The organism is Thioalkalivibrio denitrificans, assembly GCF_002000365.1.
Taxonomy (GTDB): domain Bacteria; phylum Pseudomonadota; class Gammaproteobacteria; order Ectothiorhodospirales; family Ectothiorhodospiraceae; genus Thioalkalivibrio_A; species Thioalkalivibrio_A denitrificans.
This window is the reverse complement of record NZ_MVBK01000051.1, coordinates 1-17,069: the sequence shown is the minus strand read 5'-3', so window position 1 is coordinate 17,069 and position 17,069 is coordinate 1. Positions and strand designations below refer to the sequence as shown.

The following is a 17,069-nucleotide window of genomic DNA, read 5'->3' as shown; positions in this document are numbered from 1 at the left end:
AAGTCCGACAGGCTGCTAGCGTCGGGTGCTGGCCGGCGTGCTACGCTTGCCCTGCCATTTTCCGGGGAGCCGGCATGCAGCGCGCTTCAAAGAGGGAAATCTTCGGCTGGGCAATGTTCGACTTTGCCAATCAGGCCTATACCCTGCTCATTATTACGGTCGTTTTCGGTGATCTCTTCACGCGGGTGATCGTGGGTGACGCCCACCAGGACTACAGGCTGGGCAACCTGTTGTGGAGCGTGGCGCTGGCGGTGAGTTACCTGGCGGTGGTGATCGCCGGGCCGGTGTGCGGCGCCATCATGGACTTCTCCGCGGCCCGCAAGCGGTTCCTGTTCGCCAGCTACGTCCTGACCATCGTCACCACGTCCATGCTCTACTTCGTGGCGCCCGGCTACATCTGGCTCGGCATGTGGCTGATCATCTTGTCCAACTTCGGCTACGCCATCGGTGAATCATTCATCGCCAGCTTCCTTCCGGATCTCGGCCCGCCGGAGGCGCTCGGCTGGATCTCGGGGTTCGGCTGGGCGCTTGGCTACATCGGCGGGCTGGTGTCCACCGCCTTCGCGCTCCTGTTTCTGGGCGAGGTGAGCCTGGAGAACTTCGACAACGTGCGCTGGGTGGGGCCGTTCGCGGCGGGCTTCTTCATGGTGGCCGCCATCCCCACCTTTCTCTGGCTCAGGGAACGGGGCCGGCCGCGCCGCCTGGCTCGCGGCTCCGGCTACGTGGTCCTGGGGATGCGCCGGGTGGCGGCCACCGTGAGGGCGGTGAGGGCCTACCGCGACCTGGCCTGGCTCCTGGTTTCCGTGTTCTTCGCCATGGCGGGGATCTACATCATCATCGCATTCACGTTCATTTACGGTTCCCAGGTGGTGCGTTGGGACGAGGGGACCCGTGTGACCATGTTTGTGGTGGTGCAGCTCACGGCGGCCGCCGGCGCCCTGGGTTTCGGCTTTCTGCAGGACCGCATCGGCGCCAAGTTCACCTACGCCATGAGCCTGAGTCTGTGGCTGCTGGCGGTCCTGCTCATCTACGCCACACCCGCCATGGCCGGCTGGTTCGGCGTGGAGCCCCAGCAGGTGTTCCTGGTGGTGGGGTCCGTGGCCGGGGTCTGTCTCGGTTCGGTGCAATCGGCGGGCCGCGCCCTGGTGGGGCAGTTCGCACCCCACCTCAAGGCCGCCGAGTTCTTCGGCTTCTGGGGCCTGTCCAGCAAACTGGCGGCCATTGTGGGACTGCTGGGCATCGGGCTGCTGCAGGCGTGGGTGGGTCTGCATACGGCGATCCTGTTCTGTCTGCTACTCTTTGCACTGGCGCTGGCCGCCACCGGACCCATCAACGAGGCGCGGGGCCGGAATGCGGCCCACGCCCGTCGCAATCGTTCGCCATCCACGGGAACCGCCGTATGAAAACCACGGTCGTCTATCCAGGTACCTTTGACCCGATCACCAACGGTCATGCGGATATCGTGCGCAGAGCCGTGCGTCTGTTCGACCGGGTTGTTCTGGCGGTGGCGGCGAACCCGAACAAGGCGCCCTTCTTCAGCCTGGACGAGCGCATCGGATTGGCCCGCGAGACCCTCAAGGGGGTGGAGCGCGTGGAGGTGCTCGGCTTTGACGGGCTGCTCGCCAAGTTTGTGGCGGAGCAGGGCGGGCGGGTGATCCTGCGCGGCTTGCGGGCCGTGTCGGATTTCGAACACGAGTTTCAGCTGGCCGGCATGAACCGTTGGCTGGCGCCGGAACTGGAGACGCTGTTCCTCACGCCGGCCGAGGAGTACGCCTACGTCTCCTCAAGTCTGGTACGGGAAATTGCATCCCTGGGCGGAGACATCTCACACTTCGTCTCACCCCCGGTCAAGGCTGCGCTGGATGCGCGCGTGGGATAAACTGGAACCCCTGCAAGGCCCGCCGCCCTAGCAGCCTAAGTCCGACAGGCTCCTGGGCAGGCAACAGATTGAATTTTTAGAGGAAACGCCGTCATGGCCCTGATGATCACCGACGAATGCATCAATTGCGATGTGTGCGAGCCCGAGTGCCCGAACGAAGCCATCTCGCAGGGTGACGAGATCTACGAGATCAACCCGGATCTGTGCACCGAGTGTGTGGGTCATTACGACGAGCCCCAGTGCCGCAACGTGTGCCCCGTGGACTGCATCCCCAACGACCCGGACCGTGTGGAGAGCCAGGAGGCGCTCATGGCCAAGTACGAACACCTGATGGCAGCCAAGGCCTGATGGCGGCGTACACGCACGCCTTCTTCGACCCCCGAAAAGAAATATCTCTCGCAAAGCCGCGAAGCACGCAAAGATAAAATCGTTTAATGGTTCTTGTGCCTTCTTGGCGCGCTTCGCGTCTTTGCGAGAGACCATTCATTATCATCAACGAACCAACCGAGCTCACGGGTCAATCGGAATGGCCGGATAAACCCGGATCCACACAGCCCATGTCCTTTTTTCGTGCCCTTCGTGTGCTTCGTGGTTCAAAACGCCCAACTGCCCGGGATCACCAACCCCCCGGATTGCGCTTCGCTGCATCCGGGCTACTGGTGCTGTTGCTCGCCGGCGTCGCGGTGGCCCAGGAGCGGCCCGGCGCGGCCGCCATCGCCTCGGCGCATCCGCTGGCCACGGAGGCGGGTCACGAGATCCTGTCGCGGGGCGGCAATGCCTTCGATGCCGCGGTGGCCGTCACCGCGGCGCTGGGCGTGGTGGAGCCATACGGCTCCGGCATCGGCGGGGGCGGGTTCTTCCTCCTGCACCGCGCCTCGGACGGATTCGAGACCATGCTCGACGCCCGGGAGACCGCGCCCGGTGCGGCGCACCGGGACATGTACCTGGATGACGACGGTGAAGTGATTCCCGGGCTGTCCGTGGACGGGCCCCTGTCCGCCGGTATCCCCGGCATGCCCGCGGCCCTGGTGCATCTGGCGGAGCAATACGGTGAACTCCCGCTCGCCGACACCCTCGCGCCGGCCGCTCGCCTGGCCCGGGAGGGCTTCCCCGTCGATGCGGTCTACCGGCGCATGGCCACCTTCCGGCTGGAGGCGCTCAGCGCCTATCCCGAGGCCACGCGTGTGCTGCTTCACGATGGTGGTGTGCCGCCCGAGGGCACGCTCCTGCGCCAACCCGACCTCGCCGACACCCTGGAGCGCCTCGGTCGGGAGGGGTTCGACGGCTTCTATCGTGGCGAGTTGGCCGAACTGCTGGTGGAAGGGGTGCGCGATGCCGGCGGCATCTGGACGCTGGAGGATCTGGAGAACTACAGCGTGGTGGAGCGGGAACCGGTACGGGGCGAATACCGGGGCTTCCGGATCACCGCCGCTTCCCCGCCATCATCGGGCGGAGTGGCGCTGATCAGCATCCTCAACCAGCTCGCCCATTACGACCTGGAGGCGATGGATGAAGCCACGCGCACCCACCTGATGGTGGAAGCCATGCGCCGCGCCTACCGGGACCGGGCCGAGTACCTGGGCGATCCGGATTTCGTGGACATGCCCCTGGCGCGGCTCATGAGCCTCGACTACGCTGCGGGGCTTCGCGCCACCATCCACCCCGAGCGTGCCACGCCCAGCGAACTCCTTCCGGTCACCTTGGAACCTCTGCCCGAGAGCGAACAGACCAGCCACTTCTCGGTGCTGGATGCCAACGGCAACCGTGTCGCCGCGACCATCACCATCAACTACCCCTTCGGCTCGGGCTTCATGCCGCCCGGAACCGGCGTGCTGCTCAACGACGAGATGGACGACTTCTCCGCCAAGCCCGGCGCACCCAACGTGTATGGCCTCGTCGGTGCAGAGGCCAACGCCATCGAGCCCGGCAAGCGCATGCTCTCCAGCATGACGCCGGCATTCATTGAAAACGACGAACGCGTCGTCATCCTCGGCACCCCCGGTGGCAGCCGCATCATCACCATGGTGCTGCTGGGCGCCAAGTCGTTCATGAACGGCGGCGACGCCCAGGCGATCGTGTCGCGGCCGCGTTTTCACCATCAGTACCTGCCCGACGAGATCCAGTTCGAGGTGGACGCCTTCGACGCGCCGACACTGGAGGGCCTGCAGGCCCGCGGCCACACCCTCGCACCCCAGACGCGGCGCTTCGGCAACATGCAGGCGATCATCTGGGATCGGGTTGCCGGCGAGGTGAGCGCCGCCTCGGACCCGCGCGGCATCGGCGAGGCGCGGTAGCGGGAAGGGAATGGACAGGATTAACAGGATAAGAGTGGATTTACAGGATTGAATGATCAGAAGGGTGCCGTGACAGGCATTCATAACATCCTGTCAATCCTGAGAAATCCTGTTAATCCTGTCCATTTCTTTCAGGGGTTGGGGTTGCGGGGTCGGACCACGGCAATCTTCTGATTCGCCTCACAAAGAGCCCCGAAACCGCGTGTGGTCAGGCCTTAAACCCGCAGTTCTTGCTCCCAAACAGGCGCTTCAAGAAAGAAAGCCGGGTCAGAGAGCGACTCTCGCACTAGTATTGGTAGCAATTTCTCTGCCCCGATTTTTTCAAACTTCGCGTCTTTGCGTCGAAGCTCTCTTTCGCACAGGCCCCGACGGGACGCATGTGATTCCGGATACCGGGTGATCTGTCCTCGCTGAACCGGCGCAATGAGGAGAGGGGTCGCCTTGGATTTCCTTCATTATGAGTTTGCCCACTCCGGCGTCGTGACCAGCCTGTGGTTGCCGCCCCTGATGGCGTTTCTCATATCGCTGGTCACCTCGATGGTGGGTGTCTCCGGTGCATTCCTGCTGCTGCCGTTTCAGATGAGCGTGCTGAACTACACGGCACCATCGGTGAGCGGGACCAACCTGGTCTTCAACCTCATTGCGATACCGTCGGGCGTCTACCGCTACTTCCGCGAAGGGCGAATGCTGTGGTCGCTCAACGGGGTGATTGTGGCGGGTACCTTGCCCGGTGTGGGCGTCGGCTATTACGTGCGTGCCTACCACCTGCACGACCCGGGTCTGTTCAAGGTTTTCGTCGGCATGGTGCTCCTGTATCTGTCGCTGCACCTGCTGACAGACATCGCGCCTTGGCGGCGCAGACGCCGCCAGGGCGGGTCGGGAATGGAACCGGAATCGGTCGCACGCACCGAGACCATCGCGCCCTCGAGGATCACCTTCACCTTCGGCGCAGACACGTACTCGTTCAGCCTTCCGGGGATGGCGCTGCTCGCGTTCTCCGTCGGCATCATCGGGGGCATCTACGGCATCGGTGGCGGCGCGATCATCGCGCCGTTCTGCGTCGCAATCTTCGGACTGCCGGTCTACACGGTGGCGGGCGCGGCGCTGGCGGCCACCTTCATCACATCGATTGCCGGGGTCCTGCTCTACAGCCTGTTGCCCGCGCCCCCCGGTGTCGTCACCCGGCCGGACTGGCTGCTGGGCGTGCTGTTTGGTATCGGCGGCGCACTTGGCATGTACGTCGGCGCGCGGTTGCAACGCCACGTGCCTCACGGTGCACTGACGCTGTTGCTCGCGGTCGTGATTCTCCTGCTCGCGATGTACTACCTCACGGAACTGCTGACCTTGCTGTAGTTGGGCAGTCGCGGCTCACCCGGCCCGGGGATCAAGAGACTAATGGACAGGATTAACATGATTTCTAAGGATTAACAGGATGTTATGAATGCTTCTCACGGCACCCCTCCCGATTATTCAATCCTGTAAATCCGCTCTTATCCTGTTAATCCTGTCCATTTCCTTTTTCCGCCGGCGAGGCCTCGTAAAGAGGATGTGTCAGGACCGTAGGTTGGGGTTCGCTCCGCTCACCCCAACCTACGGATTCTGCTGACCTTGATGTAGTCAGGTAATGGCGGCTACGAAGGCTCCGATGCCGAGCGGTTTCCCGGCGCGGAGATCAAGAGACTAATGGACAGGATTAACAGGATTTCTAAGGATTAACAGGATGTTATGAATGCCTGTGACGGCACCCCCCTATCATTCAATCCTGTGAATCCGCTCTTAATCCTGTTAATCCTGTCCATTCTTCTTTCCCACCGACGAGGCCTTGTAAAGAGTAAACGTCAGCCATATGATGCAAGCAAGTACTCACTTACATCCATGAAAGCCCATGCGCAAATCAGGCGAGGAACGACGGGAAGAGATCATCCAGGCGGTGCTGGATCTGGCGGCAGAGCGGGGCGTGGGGCAGGTGACCGCCCAGGCCATCGCGGACCGGGTGGGCATCGCCCAGCCCACGGTCTTCCGCCACTTCAAGACCCGCGACGCCATCCTGCGGGCGTCGCTGGAGTGGATCGGCCGGAGCGTGCTCACGGTGCTCACGCCGATCTTCGCCGGGTCCGGTCCGGCCGACCAGCGCCTCAAGCAGCTCCTGTCCCGCCAGCTGCAGTTCATCAGCCAGCGCAAGGGGCTGCCGCGCCTGCTTTTCTCCGAGCGCCTGCACCTGGAAGACCCCGAACTCAAGGCCGTCGTGCGGCGGATCATGGACACCTACACGGGGCGCGTCCGGTCGCTGCTGGACGAGGGCGTGGACGAAGGCCGGTTCCGCCCCGACCTGGACACCGAAGAGACGGCACGCTTCATCGTCGCCCTCGTCCAGGGGCTGGTGATGCGCTGGTCCATCAGCGACTTTGAGTTTCCGCTAGAGGCCCAGGGCGACGCCCTGTGGCGCCTGCTGGAGCCGGCTCTGGCCGCGCGCTGGACACCCTGAGGGCCTGACCGGCAATGCATCCGACCGGCCGAATCGCGCCCCAAAACATGTATCAATTCTATATCTATCGAGGAGACAGGCATATGACGTTCTCGAATAGCGTACGCCGCACCGCTCTCGCCCTTGTCGCCGCCTCGTGGCTCGCCGGCGCTGCGGCCCAGGAGGGGCCGACCTTCAAGGAGATCATGGTGGGACTCGGCGAGGACATGAACCACCTGAACGCCGCGATCTTCGCCGAGGACTTCGAGGCCATCGAACGCTATGCGGCCGCCATCGCCCATCATCCCCGGCCGTCGCCCGCGGAGCGCCAGCGGCTCATGGATGCCGTGGGTCCCCGTATCGAGCTGTTCCAGTCCATCGACCGCTCCGTGCACGGCGGTGCCGCAGAGATGGCCGACGCGGCCCGGGTGGGGGACATGGATGGCGTGCTGCGCTACCACGCCCGGGTGATGCAGGGCTGCGTGGCCTGCCACTCGGCCTTCCGGGATCAGCTGACCCAACCCGGCACACCGCAACCCTGAGGCTTCCGGCCATGTCCGCCCCCGAGATCCCCCGCCTGTCCTGGCCCCAGCGCCTGACCGTCACCCTCGTCCTCGTACTGCTGGCCGGGTGGATCGGGTTGGCCGGCGCCGAACGCCTCTCGGCCCGCTTCGACCCGGAACCCGCGCGTGCCGTGCCGCCGCCGGCCGTGGAAACGCTGGCCGTCTCCGCCGAGACGGCGGTGGTGGAGCGGACCTATCGCGGCACCGTGGAGGCCGAGGGGCGGGCGCGCATCTCGGCCCGGCTCACGGCCCAGATCCTCGCGATCCCCCATCGTGAAGGCGCCCTCGTGCGCCAGGGGGATGTGCTCGCCCGTCTGGATGACGAGGAACTGAGGCGCGACGCGGCGCGCCTGGAGGCGGTGGGCGAGCGCCTGACGGGGGAACTGGCCACCGCCCGCCGCGAAGCCGCCCGCCAGGAGGATCTCTTTCGACGCAACCTGACGCCCGAGCGAAACCTCGACGACGCCCGCCAGCGGGTCCACACCCTGGAGGCCCAGATCCGCGAGAACGCGGCGGCGCTCGGCGTGGTGCAACGGCGCCTGAGCTACGCCGAGGAACGCGCCCCCTTCGATGCGCTGGTACAGCGGGTCCACGCCAGCGAGGGCGAGCTGGCCGCCACGGGCCAGCCCCTGGTGGAAGTGGTGGCACTCAACGGGCTCAAGGCGGTGGTGCAGGTCCCGCAGATGGATGTCCCCCGTCTGCGCCCGGGCATGACCGTGCGCCTGGAGGTCCCGGCCCTGGACCGGACGTGGTCCGCCCAGGTGGACCGCTTCTACCCGGCACTCGATGCAAGCAGCCGCAACGCGACACTGGCCGCGTTCTTCCCCGATGATGCAGTGGGGGTGCGCCCCGGCATGGCCGTGCAGGCGCACGTGGAGCTTGAGCAGATCGAGGGGGCCGTCCGCCTCCCGGCCCAGGCGGTGCACGGTGAGGGGCCCGAGCGCCGGGTCTTCGTGCTGGAGGACGGACGTGCGCGGGAGCGCCCGGTCCAGGTGGCCGTGGCCCGGGCGGGTGAATACCTGATCACCGCCGGGATCGAACCCGGCGAGCGGGTCATCGTCACCGCCGACCCGCGCCTCGGCGACGGCCTGCGCGTGCAGGCCGGGGAGGACCCCGGTTCATGAACTGGCCCGAGTGGGTCCTGCGCCACCGCCACACGGTGATCGCCCTGCTGGTGGGCGTCCTCGTGCTGGGCGTGCAGGCCCGATTCCAGTTGCCCGTGCAGCTCTTCCCCGACACGGACCCGCCCACGGTCACCGTGATCACCGAGTATCCGGGCATGGCGGCGGCGGACGTGGATGCGGATCTCACCCGCCTGCTGGAAGAGGAGTTCGCGAGCCTCGACGGTGTCACGCGTATCTCCGGCACCAGCCAGGCGGGGCTTTCCGTGGTGCGGGTCGAGTTCGACTACGGCATCCTCGCCACACTCGCCGCCGTGGACGTGCAGAACGCCGTGAGTCGGGTGCGCCGGGACCTGCCCGACGCCATCGGCGAGCCGCGGGTGCTGGAATTCTCCACCGCCGACAAGCCCATCATCACCGTCGCCCTGCGAAGCGACAGGCTCGATCTCGCGGAGGTGCGCGAACTGGCGGACAACGCCGTGCGTGAGCGCCTGGAACGGGTGCCCGGTGTGGCGGCGGTGGACATCATCGGTGCCCACAGGCGCGAACTGCACGTGGCCCTGGACCCGGACCGCGCCGAGGCTTTGGGCGTGGACCTGGAGCAGGTGGTCGCGGCGCTGGATGCCTGGAACCTGGTCGCCCCCGGCGGGCGCGTGCGTCACGGGGCGCTGGAGAGCGTGATCCGATTCGACGCCCCCATCGATTCGGCCCGGGTCGCCGGGCGCATCGTGCTGCGCTCCGATGCCGCCGGGCAGGTGCGCCTGAATGATGTGGCCACGGTCAGCCTCGCGCCGGGCGAGATCCGCAACGCGTACCGCTTCGACGGCCTTCCCGCCATCGCCGTGCAGGTGCTGCGCCGGGACGACGCCAACACCGTGGAGGTGGCCACGCGGGTGCGTGACGTGCTGGAGACGCTGCGGGCCGAACATCCGGCGCTGGAGATCATCGTCGCGGACGACGACTCCGTGTTCACCGAGCGGGTCATCACCGACATGACCCAAACCGTGCTCGTGGCCGTCGTGCTCACCATGGCCGTGGTGCTGCTCTTTCTCGCCAATCTTCGCCAGGCGGCGATCATTGCGCTCTCCATCCCCGCCGCCTTTCTCGCCACCTTCGCCCTCATGCAGGCGGCGGGGCTCGATCTCAACATGGTCACCATGTCGGCGCTGATCCTGGCCATCGGCCTGCTGGTGGACGACGGCATCGTGGTGCTGGAGAACATCCATCGCCACCTTGAAATGCCCGACGCCAGCGCGCGCAGCGCCGTGGTCAACGGCGTGGGCGAGATCCTCGCCGCCAAGCTCGGCGGTTCGCTCACCACCCTGGGCGTGCTGGTGCCGTTGATGTTCATGGGCAGCTTCATCGGCGAACTGTTCGGCCCGCTTACCCTGACGCTCGCCTTCGCGCTCGCCGCGTCCTTTGTCATGGCCGTGACGCTGGTGCCGCTGCTCGGCGTGTGGTGGCTCAGGCCCGGACGCCCGCAGGCGCCGAACCGGCTCGTGGCAGGGCTGGGCCGGGCGGGCGGCGCGGTGCGCGTCTACTACCTGGCGGGTCTCGGGCTCGCCCTGCGCCGCCCGGTCACCATCCTGGTCACCGCAGTGCTGCTGCTCGCGGCGAGCCTCGGCATGCTGCGCATGGTGGGCAGCGAGATGTTGCCGCGCTTCGACTCGGGCAGCTTCCGGGTGGTGGTGGATCTGGTGCCGGGTACCACGCTCGAGGACACCGTGCGGGCCGTCGCCCGCGCCGAGGACGTGCTGGTGGGCCGCGAGCACACGCTCACGGTCAGCACCCGCGCGGGCCACGAGGCGGGCGCGCGCGCCATGGGGGATCGCGGCGCCATGGCGGTCAACCAGGCCGAGATCACCGTCAACCTGGTCCCGCGCACCGAGCGCGAGGCCGACCAGTGGCAGATCATGGATGAGGTGCGCCAGGTCCTGGAGCGCACCCCCGGCGTCATGCTGGGCGTGCCGCGCGAGATGGGCGGCACGGCGCGCGCGAGCACCGCGGCTCCCGTCATCGTGCGCGTCGCCGGCGAATCCCCGGCCGAGCTCGACCGCACCGCCCGGGCCCTGCTGGAACACCTGCGCGGCATCCCCGGCGTGACCGACCTCTACAAGGACTGGGCCCTGGACACCCCGGAACTACGCGTGCGCCTGGATCACGAGCGTGTCGCGGAACTGGGCCTGACCGGTGCCCAGGCGGCCCGTGCCGTGCACCGGGCCATGGACGGCGCGGTGGCCACCCGCTTCCGCCAGCCGCCGCTCAGGGACCTGGACGTGGTGGTGCGTTACGCCGAGGCCCACCGCCTGCACCTGGAGGACCTGGAGAACGTCACCCTCGCCACGCCCGCGGGCCCGGTCCCACTTCGCGAGGTGGCCACGCTCGAACACGACCTTGGCCCGCGCGTGCTCACCCGCGAGGACGGACAGCGCACGCTCGACGTGCTCGGCTATCACTTGGGCCGGCCGCTCTCCGAAGTGGTCGCCGACGTGGAGGCGCGGCTCGCCACCTTCGAGGCCCCCGACGGCTACCGTGTCTTCCTGGTGGGCGAGCAAGCCGACTTCGACGAGGCCCGCGCCCACATGCTCCGCGCCCTGATGCTCGCGGCGCTCGCGGTCTACCTCCTGCTGGTGGTGCAGTTCGGCAGCTTCGCGCATCCGCTCACGGTGATGAGCGCCATCCCGCTGCAGTTCATCGGCGTCACCGCCGCGCTGCTCGTGGCCGGCAAGTACATCTCCATGCCCGCGCTGCTCGGCATCATCCTGCTCATCGGCATCGTGGTGAACAACAGCATCATCCTGCTGGACCTCACCCGCCGCCGCATGGCCGAGGGCCTCGATCTCCACGCCGCCGTCACCGAGGCCGTCGACACCCGCATGCGCCCCATCATGATGACCGCGCTCTCCACCGTCGCCGGCATGTTCCCGCTCGCACTGGAGATGGCCGTGGGCGCCGAGCGCTTCTCGCCCATCGCCACGGTGATCATCGGCGGAATCATCGCCGCGACGGTGCTGACGCTGGTGGTGATTCCGGCGCTGTTTGTGGTGATGGAGCGTATGCGTGTGAAACCGGGGCCCGCACTTCAGGCCAACGAAGCCCCTCATGCCCCCCTGTAGGTCGGCCTTCAGGCCGACAAGCCAGCAGAATCACAGCCCAGACGGCAACGGGTATCCGCCGGCGCATCCGCGCTACCCCAACTTGGCCCAATCCCCACCGTTATGTAGGATTACCCCAGCATCCAGGGAGACGAGCCGCGAACATAATGCGGTATCCAGGGGAACAGCCTCAACGCCGGTACGCCGGCCATCGAGCAATCCTTGCTCGGCGACGGCCGGGTCGGGCCGCTTTGCTCCCTAGCACCCAAGGGTGTTAGCCCGACCAAGGGGACCGAGTACGCATGACTGAACAGGGGGGGAATCTCGAGCGTGGGCTCCACCATTAGGCCAATGATCATTGACCGCGACTCCGCTCCGGAGGGCGCTGTCTTCCGTCGCACGGTGCGGGGTCCGGAGCAGAAACTCGTGGACGGCTTCATCTCGGCAATGCCACTTGTGCATGCCCCGGACAGCCGCGTGACGATTCTCCGTGAGCTTGGCCTTGAGTCCGGGTTCCCCGATCTGGTCATCGTGGTGTGGCGCGACGCTCGCACGGTCAACTGGGGTGAATCGCGCCTCTCACTCGTACCGAGCGATCTGCGGCTCATGCACTACGTCTTCCAGCGTCGTAGAGCCGCCCACTCAGAACTTGAGGGCTGCTTTGGGTCCCGTTTCGCCCGCCGATCGATTGAACGGCTGCATGGGGCCGGGCTCGTTCGACCCGCCGGACGGGCATGGTTCCCGTGCGCCTTGGAGCGCACCTTCGCGGCGACCAAGATTATCGCTGTCGAGGCGAAGATCGGGAAGTGGGCAAGCGCGCTCAACCAAGCACGACTAAATACTTGGTTCGCATCGAAATCCTATGTCCTTGTGCCCCGGGTCTCTGAGGAGCAGGTGCGAGAGGCGCAACAGTTCGGCATCGGAGTGCTTTCCCCTGAACACGATCGGATTAGAGAATGGGGTGCTTCCACCGCACCGCTACCACGCTCATACGCCTCGTGGGTCGTGAATGACCTTGCATGGCGCGCTTCTATGGTGCGCAGCAACCGGTGATCATGCCCATCCACTCCCAAGTAGATCCGGATTGGCTCGGACGCCAATTCCCTCATCTAACCAATCTCCAGCCACTTGCGGCGGGCGGTCAGAAACAGGTGTTCACCGCGATGCACGCGGATGACGGCGAGGTGGTGATCAAGCTCATGCACCCTGGGGCGGATCCAGCCCGAACGGAGAGGGAGCTCGAGGCAGCCACCAAGATTCAGGCTCGTCGGATGCCGCGCATCTTCGAACATGGGCAATTAACCGGGAACACCGGAACGATTGTCTGGTTCCGCGAAGAATGCATTCCGGGCCAAACCCTCAGCGCACGAATCCGAGTTGGCACCCTCTCGTACCACGAACTCCTGCGACTTGCGCTGCACGTCTCCGAGACCTTGGTCGCTGCGGAAGCCGTCGGCATCGTCCACCGCGATGTGAAGCCCGCGAACATCATCATAGACCAGCGAGGTGAGTTCTGGCTCATCGACTTCGGCGTTGCCAGGCATCTAGACCTTGAATCCCTGACCGCCACCGCTGCGCCTGGGGGATGCGGCACCATCGGCTACGCTCCCGCCGAGCAGTGCCGGAACGACAAGCCCGACATCGACGCTCGCGCAGACCTCTTCGCGCTGGGTGTCACCCTCTACGAAGCCGCTACTGGCCGGAATCCTCACGTCGAAGGAGCGCGAGACCGTTTCGAGGTTATTGCGAGATCGTCGACGCAACAGCTTCCGCGCCTCGGAAGGTTCTTGCCGGACGGCTTCGCTGATCTAGTGGCCACGCTGTCGCAGCCGAATCTCGTCCATCGGTGTCAGACTGCACATGAGGCGAACGAGTGGATCAAGGACCTCTGTGACCGGGAGGGAGTTCGATGACATGGAACTATACGTCCACGCCGGCATGTTCATCCGGCGCTGGCCGATAACGGGACGCCTTCGTGGAAGGAGGATGCTAATGGAGCTTCACCTCCAGTTCGGCTTCGGGATGATGGAACACTGTCGCAACCTACTCACCGAGTGGGGTGGTGGCACCGTCGTGCTGAGCCCCCGCGACTTAAACGATCGGCAACTGCGTAGCTTGGCGGCCGACGTGACTGGAATCGAAGGCGGGAGGACCCTGCTCGACCCTCAGTTCTACGTCCCGCATGCCGACCACGATCGGCTCTGCTCTCACGAGTTCTGGCCGAATGATTTTGCCTCGGGTTCGTTCTTTCAAGGTTCAGAGATGGAGTTCCTTGTTAGTAGGCTCGTCGAGTTAAACAAGGACCTAGGCACTGCCGCCATCATCCTTCCCGGCATGCTCGCTAACCCCGTTGATGACCCTTGGCTTGCCCACCATGAGTCGTTTCTGATGACCGCGCGCAAGTTAGCTGGCGATTCCAAACCGCTGTACTCGACACTAGCTCTGGGGGCGGACTCTGTCCGAAATCGTGAGCAGGTCACTGCGCTTCTGGAAGCAGTGACCCGCTGGAAGGCAGACGGGTATTACATCGTTTGCGAACACCCGAACGGCGACTACCTCGTTCAGGACGCCATCTGGCTCGCGCACGTCCTCGACTTGACGGCCGGATTGCGCCTTTCGGGTGGCCGCGTGATCCTCGGCTACTGTAGTCATCAGATGCTGCTCTCGCACGTGGCAGGAGCGAATGCCATCTGTTCGGGAACATGGATGAACGTGCGATCATTCCCGCCAGAGAAGTTCAGCAAGAGCTACGAAGAGGAAATCCGGCGCCGAGCGACGTGGTACTACTGTCCGCAGGCTCTCTCGGAATACAAGATCCCGTTCCTCGACGTGGCCTACGAGCAGGGGGTGCTTGATCTCATGAAGCCACTGCCCGAGTTCGACGGCGGCTATGTTGACCCGTTGTTCAGCGGAGTGCAGCCGTCCTCCGTAGGCTTCTCTGAACAGGCGGCCTTCCGCCACTACTTGCACGCTCTTCGCGGCCAGGCGCAAGTACTGAATGCGGCAGGGTACGACGAGGCGCGACAGGCCCAAGAGCAGTCGATCAACGATGCCGAGGACCTGCTCCAGACTCTTGGCGCGAACGGCGTACTTGGCGCCAACCGAGACTTCACCGACTCGCTCGACGTGAATCGCGCAGCGCTCGCCATGCTGGACAAGCAGCGAGGACCGGTGCTACGGCGGCGTTGGACCAGTATGCAGAAGTAAAAGGGGACGAAGGGATTAAAAGCGTCCGTTTAACTGGGGGAGGTTCACTCCGTCCCCTTTTCCCCGGGGAGGTTCACTCCGTCCCCTTTTCCCTCCAATTACGTATTCTGGCCGCTGTTGGCTTTGTCTGGTCAGCCGGGTTTCTCATTCTGTTTGTAGCACCAACCCATTCCACAGTGCCCCCGAGGTTGACGAAGACCAAGAGGCAGCTATACGCAATCATCCTATTTTCAACGCTAGTCAGTGGAGTATGGTTCTATGGCACTTAACACATCGCTCAACCTGCCTCGCTACGTCGGCGCTTCGCGCCTCGCAGCGCTCCGGTTCGCTAGGCGCTCCCCCTCAATGGAAACCGAGCATCGACAATGAAACTCCGCTTCCCGATCGAGGAGGTACCGTATTGGGCAGGGCGTTATAGCTACCCGAGAACGCTCAATGGTGCGCTGAGCAGCGCTGTCCAAACGCAACGGTATTTCACTAAGGCGCAACTTGTTGAGATATGCCAATGGAAGAGTCCGCGATCTGCACCAAAAGCAGAAAGAAACGATGCGGTCTTTGTCGAAGAGGTAACTCGGGCGGCAATAGCAACGACTAACGAACAATTTAGAGTAGAAGGAATGACCCTGCTACACGGTGTAGGCTGGCCCGTTGCATCATGCCTTCTGCATTTCGGAATTAGCGGAAGCTATCCTATTCTGGATTTCCGAGCACTATGGTCGCTCAACGTCGATGTTCAGCCCCGTGAGTACTGTTTTAATCTTTGGCAGGCGTATGTTGCCCATTGCCAAGTCTTGGCCGAGCAAGCGGACGTTTCTGTTCGCGAACTGGATAAGGCATTGTGGCAATATTCAAAAGAGAAAAGCTAGATGAGGGCTAAGGACGCCATAGCGCGGGAAAGGTGACATAGTATATTTGCGCGCCTCAGAAACTGATCCGTGATCTTTTCCGAAGAGAATGGCAGAAGACGACGACATGGGTACTAGCCAATAGGTGACTTCATGCTGGACATTTCCCGGATTCTTCGAGAAAGGAAGAATAGATCAAACCGGCTGGATTTGCCGTTTCAGAACTTCTTTCCTGCTGCGGAACAATGCGCCGATGCGGCAAGAGCGGTGCTTGACAAGAAGGTTACAGAGAACCTTGTTCCATTAATCGAGCGCGCCGCGATCATAGGAATGGTGACGGCGGTAGAGGTGTACTATAAAGACGTGCTTAACTTGGTATTTAAACTTTATCCAATAGAAAACTACGAATCACAGATCAGGCGATTACACGCTAGAAAGTACGATATACTGGATCTTGTCCGTATTCACCAAAACAAGATCGATCCCATAGAAGTTATTCTATCTTCTTTTTCGTTCCAAAGCGTCGATGCCATTGATAATGTGTTTTCAATATTTACAGAGGGTGGGTTTATTTCCGGGATTGTCGGCATGCGAATCCGAGACAAAAGAGAACCAGAAAAAGAAGTGGAGTGGACTCCTGATATGTTGGAGGGAATGAGAAGAATCTTCAACCTTCGTCACGAATTAGTGCATGATCAGAGTCGGCATGACATTATCACGGAGGAGATAGTGGAGGACCTGTGGAACACTATCGCCATGGTTATAGCGTCCGACTTTGTACTTCCTGGAATTATCGGAGAGAAGATTGAAGCCAATCGGGACTCATGATCTCGCGGTGGAAAAGGTGACAGATCCGGAGGTCTCCGATCGGAAGAAAGGGGACGGAGGGATTAATGTTTGAAAAAGGTGACAGGGTTATTTCTGCACCGCAAAACCCTGTGGCGCCACGTTGTTCAATGACGCAGACTGATGGAGTTGAGCAGGACGCCCATGGGGGGACAAGCCGAAGAGCCGGGTCAGTGCACAAAAAAAGGTGACAGATCTATTTTTGCACCGCACAAGCCGTGAGGATCGGTCATCTTTTCCAACCCCCTTTTCCGCCTTCAATGGACAATGCGATTTAGGAGGGAGTGATGTGGTGGCCATTTAGCCGGCGCGGTGCCAGGAAGACCATTCATGCGGCTATCAGCAAGAACGACGACGGCAGTGTTTCCATAGATGTTCGGGGACAGACCTGCCCGGGATACCTGCTGTCGATCAATCAAGCCATGGACACGCTAGATACGGGCACCGATGCAGTGCTTATCACCACCTATGCTCCCTGCGGTGATGACGTGAAGGCCTGGTGCAAGGAGAAGGGCTATACGTATGGCGGCATGTCAGAGGAAAAGGACATTTGGAGGATATCGGTCACGAAGGGGAGAAGCTGACACCCATTAGCCGCCTCCCAAAAAGGTGACAGATCTCTTTCTGCACCGCACAAGCCTGTGGCACGACGTTGTTCGATGACTCAGACTGATGGAGTGGAGCAAAACGCCCATGGAGGGAAAAGGGATGCCACGGACGGGTCGAGTCTTGTTACCCAACTATCCGCATCATGT

The 17,069-nt window shown here is 63.4% G+C and carries 15 protein-coding genes; all 15 read left to right on the top strand.

The genetic code is table 11. The features are described 5' to 3' along the window. The first annotated feature begins 74 nt into the window (after window positions 1-74). The 15 genes from B1C78_RS09275 to B1C78_RS09205 all read left to right on the top strand — a co-directional run bounded on the left by B1C78_RS09275 (window position 75) and on the right by B1C78_RS09205 (window position 16,898). The gene (locus B1C78_RS09275) at window positions 75-1,403 is read left to right on the top strand and encodes an MFS transporter (protein ID WP_077278883.1); all 1,329 of its coding nucleotides are present in this window, start codon (window positions 75-77) and stop codon (window positions 1,401-1,403) included. Further along, window positions 1,400-1,879: a pantetheine-phosphate adenylyltransferase gene (coaD, locus tag B1C78_RS09270; protein WP_077278882.1), complete on the top strand. Its 480-nt coding sequence runs from the start codon at window positions 1,400-1,402 to the stop codon at window positions 1,877-1,879. The genes B1C78_RS09275 and coaD overlap by 4 nt, the downstream gene beginning before the upstream one ends. Before the next feature lie 93 nt (window positions 1,880-1,972). Beyond that, window positions 1,973-2,227, top strand: coding sequence for a YfhL family 4Fe-4S dicluster ferredoxin (locus tag B1C78_RS09265; RefSeq protein WP_077278881.1), 255 nt, complete (start codon window positions 1,973-1,975; stop codon window positions 2,225-2,227). A gap of 209 nt (window positions 2,228-2,436) precedes the next feature. Continuing rightward, on the top strand, window positions 2,437-4,173 hold the full coding sequence (gene ggt / locus B1C78_RS09260; RefSeq protein ID WP_077278880.1) for a gamma-glutamyltransferase: 1,737 nt from the start codon (window positions 2,437-2,439) through the stop codon (window positions 4,171-4,173). A gap of 441 nt (window positions 4,174-4,614) precedes the next feature. After that, entirely contained in the window at window positions 4,615-5,526 is a 912-nt protein-coding gene (locus B1C78_RS09255) for a sulfite exporter TauE/SafE family protein (RefSeq protein ID WP_077278879.1), read from the top strand. A 532-nt stretch (window positions 5,527-6,058) separates the two neighbouring features. Then, a complete protein-coding gene (locus B1C78_RS09250; RefSeq protein ID WP_077278878.1) occupies window positions 6,059-6,658 on the top strand; it encodes a TetR/AcrR family transcriptional regulator in 600 nt (199 codons plus the stop codon). A gap of 83 nt (window positions 6,659-6,741) precedes the next feature. Beyond that, window positions 6,742-7,179 carry a cytochrome c gene (locus B1C78_RS09245; RefSeq protein ID WP_077278877.1) on the top strand — a complete coding sequence of 146 codons (438 nt, stop codon included), beginning with the start codon at window positions 6,742-6,744 and terminating at the stop codon, window positions 7,177-7,179. An 11-nt stretch (window positions 7,180-7,190) separates the two neighbouring features. Then, entirely contained in the window at window positions 7,191-8,324 is a 1,134-nt protein-coding gene (locus B1C78_RS09240) for an efflux RND transporter periplasmic adaptor subunit (RefSeq protein WP_077278876.1), read from the top strand. Continuing rightward, window positions 8,321-11,437: an efflux RND transporter permease subunit gene (locus B1C78_RS09235; protein ID WP_077278875.1), complete on the top strand. Its 3,117-nt coding sequence runs from the start codon at window positions 8,321-8,323 to the stop codon at window positions 11,435-11,437. The genes B1C78_RS09240 and B1C78_RS09235 overlap by 4 nt, the downstream gene beginning before the upstream one ends. A gap of 405 nt (window positions 11,438-11,842) precedes the next feature. Beyond that, window positions 11,843-12,469 (top strand): hypothetical protein, encoded by a 627-nt coding sequence (locus B1C78_RS09225; protein ID WP_139349877.1) that lies wholly within the window; start codon window positions 11,843-11,845, stop codon window positions 12,467-12,469. Then, entirely contained in the window at window positions 12,436-13,329 is an 894-nt protein-coding gene (locus tag B1C78_RS09220) for a serine/threonine-protein kinase (RefSeq protein ID WP_077278872.1), read from the top strand. The genes B1C78_RS09225 and B1C78_RS09220 overlap by 34 nt, the downstream gene beginning before the upstream one ends. 79 nt (window positions 13,330-13,408) lie before the next feature. Continuing rightward, on the top strand, window positions 13,409-14,623 hold the full coding sequence (locus B1C78_RS09215) for a hypothetical protein (protein ID WP_139349876.1): 1,215 nt from the start codon (window positions 13,409-13,411) through the stop codon (window positions 14,621-14,623). Between the two features lie 365 nt (window positions 14,624-14,988). Next, on the top strand, window positions 14,989-15,489 hold the full coding sequence (locus B1C78_RS17405) for a hypothetical protein (protein WP_139349875.1): 501 nt from the start codon (window positions 14,989-14,991) through the stop codon (window positions 15,487-15,489). Window positions 15,490-15,621: 132 nt separating this feature from the next. Then, on the top strand, window positions 15,622-16,296 hold the full coding sequence (locus B1C78_RS09210) for a HEPN domain-containing protein (RefSeq protein ID WP_139349874.1): 675 nt from the start codon (window positions 15,622-15,624) through the stop codon (window positions 16,294-16,296). Window positions 16,297-16,601: 305 nt separating this feature from the next. Further along, window positions 16,602-16,898: a sulfurtransferase TusA family protein gene (locus B1C78_RS09205; protein WP_077278869.1), complete on the top strand. Its 297-nt coding sequence runs from the start codon at window positions 16,602-16,604 to the stop codon at window positions 16,896-16,898. The last annotated feature ends 171 nt before the right edge of the window (window positions 16,899-17,069 follow it).

Excerpts from the sequence above, each read along its gene's own strand:
- B1C78_RS09275 (WP_077278883.1), top strand. The coding sequence starts at position 75 with ATGCAGCGCGCTTCAAAGAGGGAAATCTTCGGCTGGGCAATGTTCGAC.
- coaD (WP_077278882.1), top strand. The coding sequence starts at position 1,400 with ATGAAAACCACGGTCGTCTATCCAGGTACCTTTGACCCGATCACCAAC.
- B1C78_RS09265 (WP_077278881.1), top strand. The coding sequence starts at position 1,973 with ATGGCCCTGATGATCACCGACGAATGCATCAATTGCGATGTGTGCGAG.
- ggt (WP_077278880.1), top strand. The coding sequence starts at position 2,437 with ATGTCCTTTTTTCGTGCCCTTCGTGTGCTTCGTGGTTCAAAACGCCCA.
- B1C78_RS09250 (WP_077278878.1), top strand. The coding sequence starts at position 6,059 with ATGCGCAAATCAGGCGAGGAACGACGGGAAGAGATCATCCAGGCGGTG.
- B1C78_RS09245 (WP_077278877.1), top strand. The coding sequence starts at position 6,742 with ATGACGTTCTCGAATAGCGTACGCCGCACCGCTCTCGCCCTTGTCGCC.
- B1C78_RS09240 (WP_077278876.1), top strand. The coding sequence starts at position 7,191 with ATGTCCGCCCCCGAGATCCCCCGCCTGTCCTGGCCCCAGCGCCTGACC.
- B1C78_RS09235 (WP_077278875.1), top strand. The coding sequence starts at position 8,321 with ATGAACTGGCCCGAGTGGGTCCTGCGCCACCGCCACACGGTGATCGCC.
- B1C78_RS09220 (WP_077278872.1), top strand. The coding sequence starts at position 12,436 with ATGGCGCGCTTCTATGGTGCGCAGCAACCGGTGATCATGCCCATCCAC.
- B1C78_RS09215 (WP_139349876.1), top strand. The coding sequence starts at position 13,409 with ATGGAGCTTCACCTCCAGTTCGGCTTCGGGATGATGGAACACTGTCGC.
- B1C78_RS17405 (WP_139349875.1), top strand. The coding sequence starts at position 14,989 with ATGAAACTCCGCTTCCCGATCGAGGAGGTACCGTATTGGGCAGGGCGT.
- B1C78_RS09210 (WP_139349874.1), top strand. The coding sequence starts at position 15,622 with ATGCTGGACATTTCCCGGATTCTTCGAGAAAGGAAGAATAGATCAAAC.
- B1C78_RS09205 (WP_077278869.1), top strand. The coding sequence starts at position 16,602 with ATGTGGTGGCCATTTAGCCGGCGCGGTGCCAGGAAGACCATTCATGCG.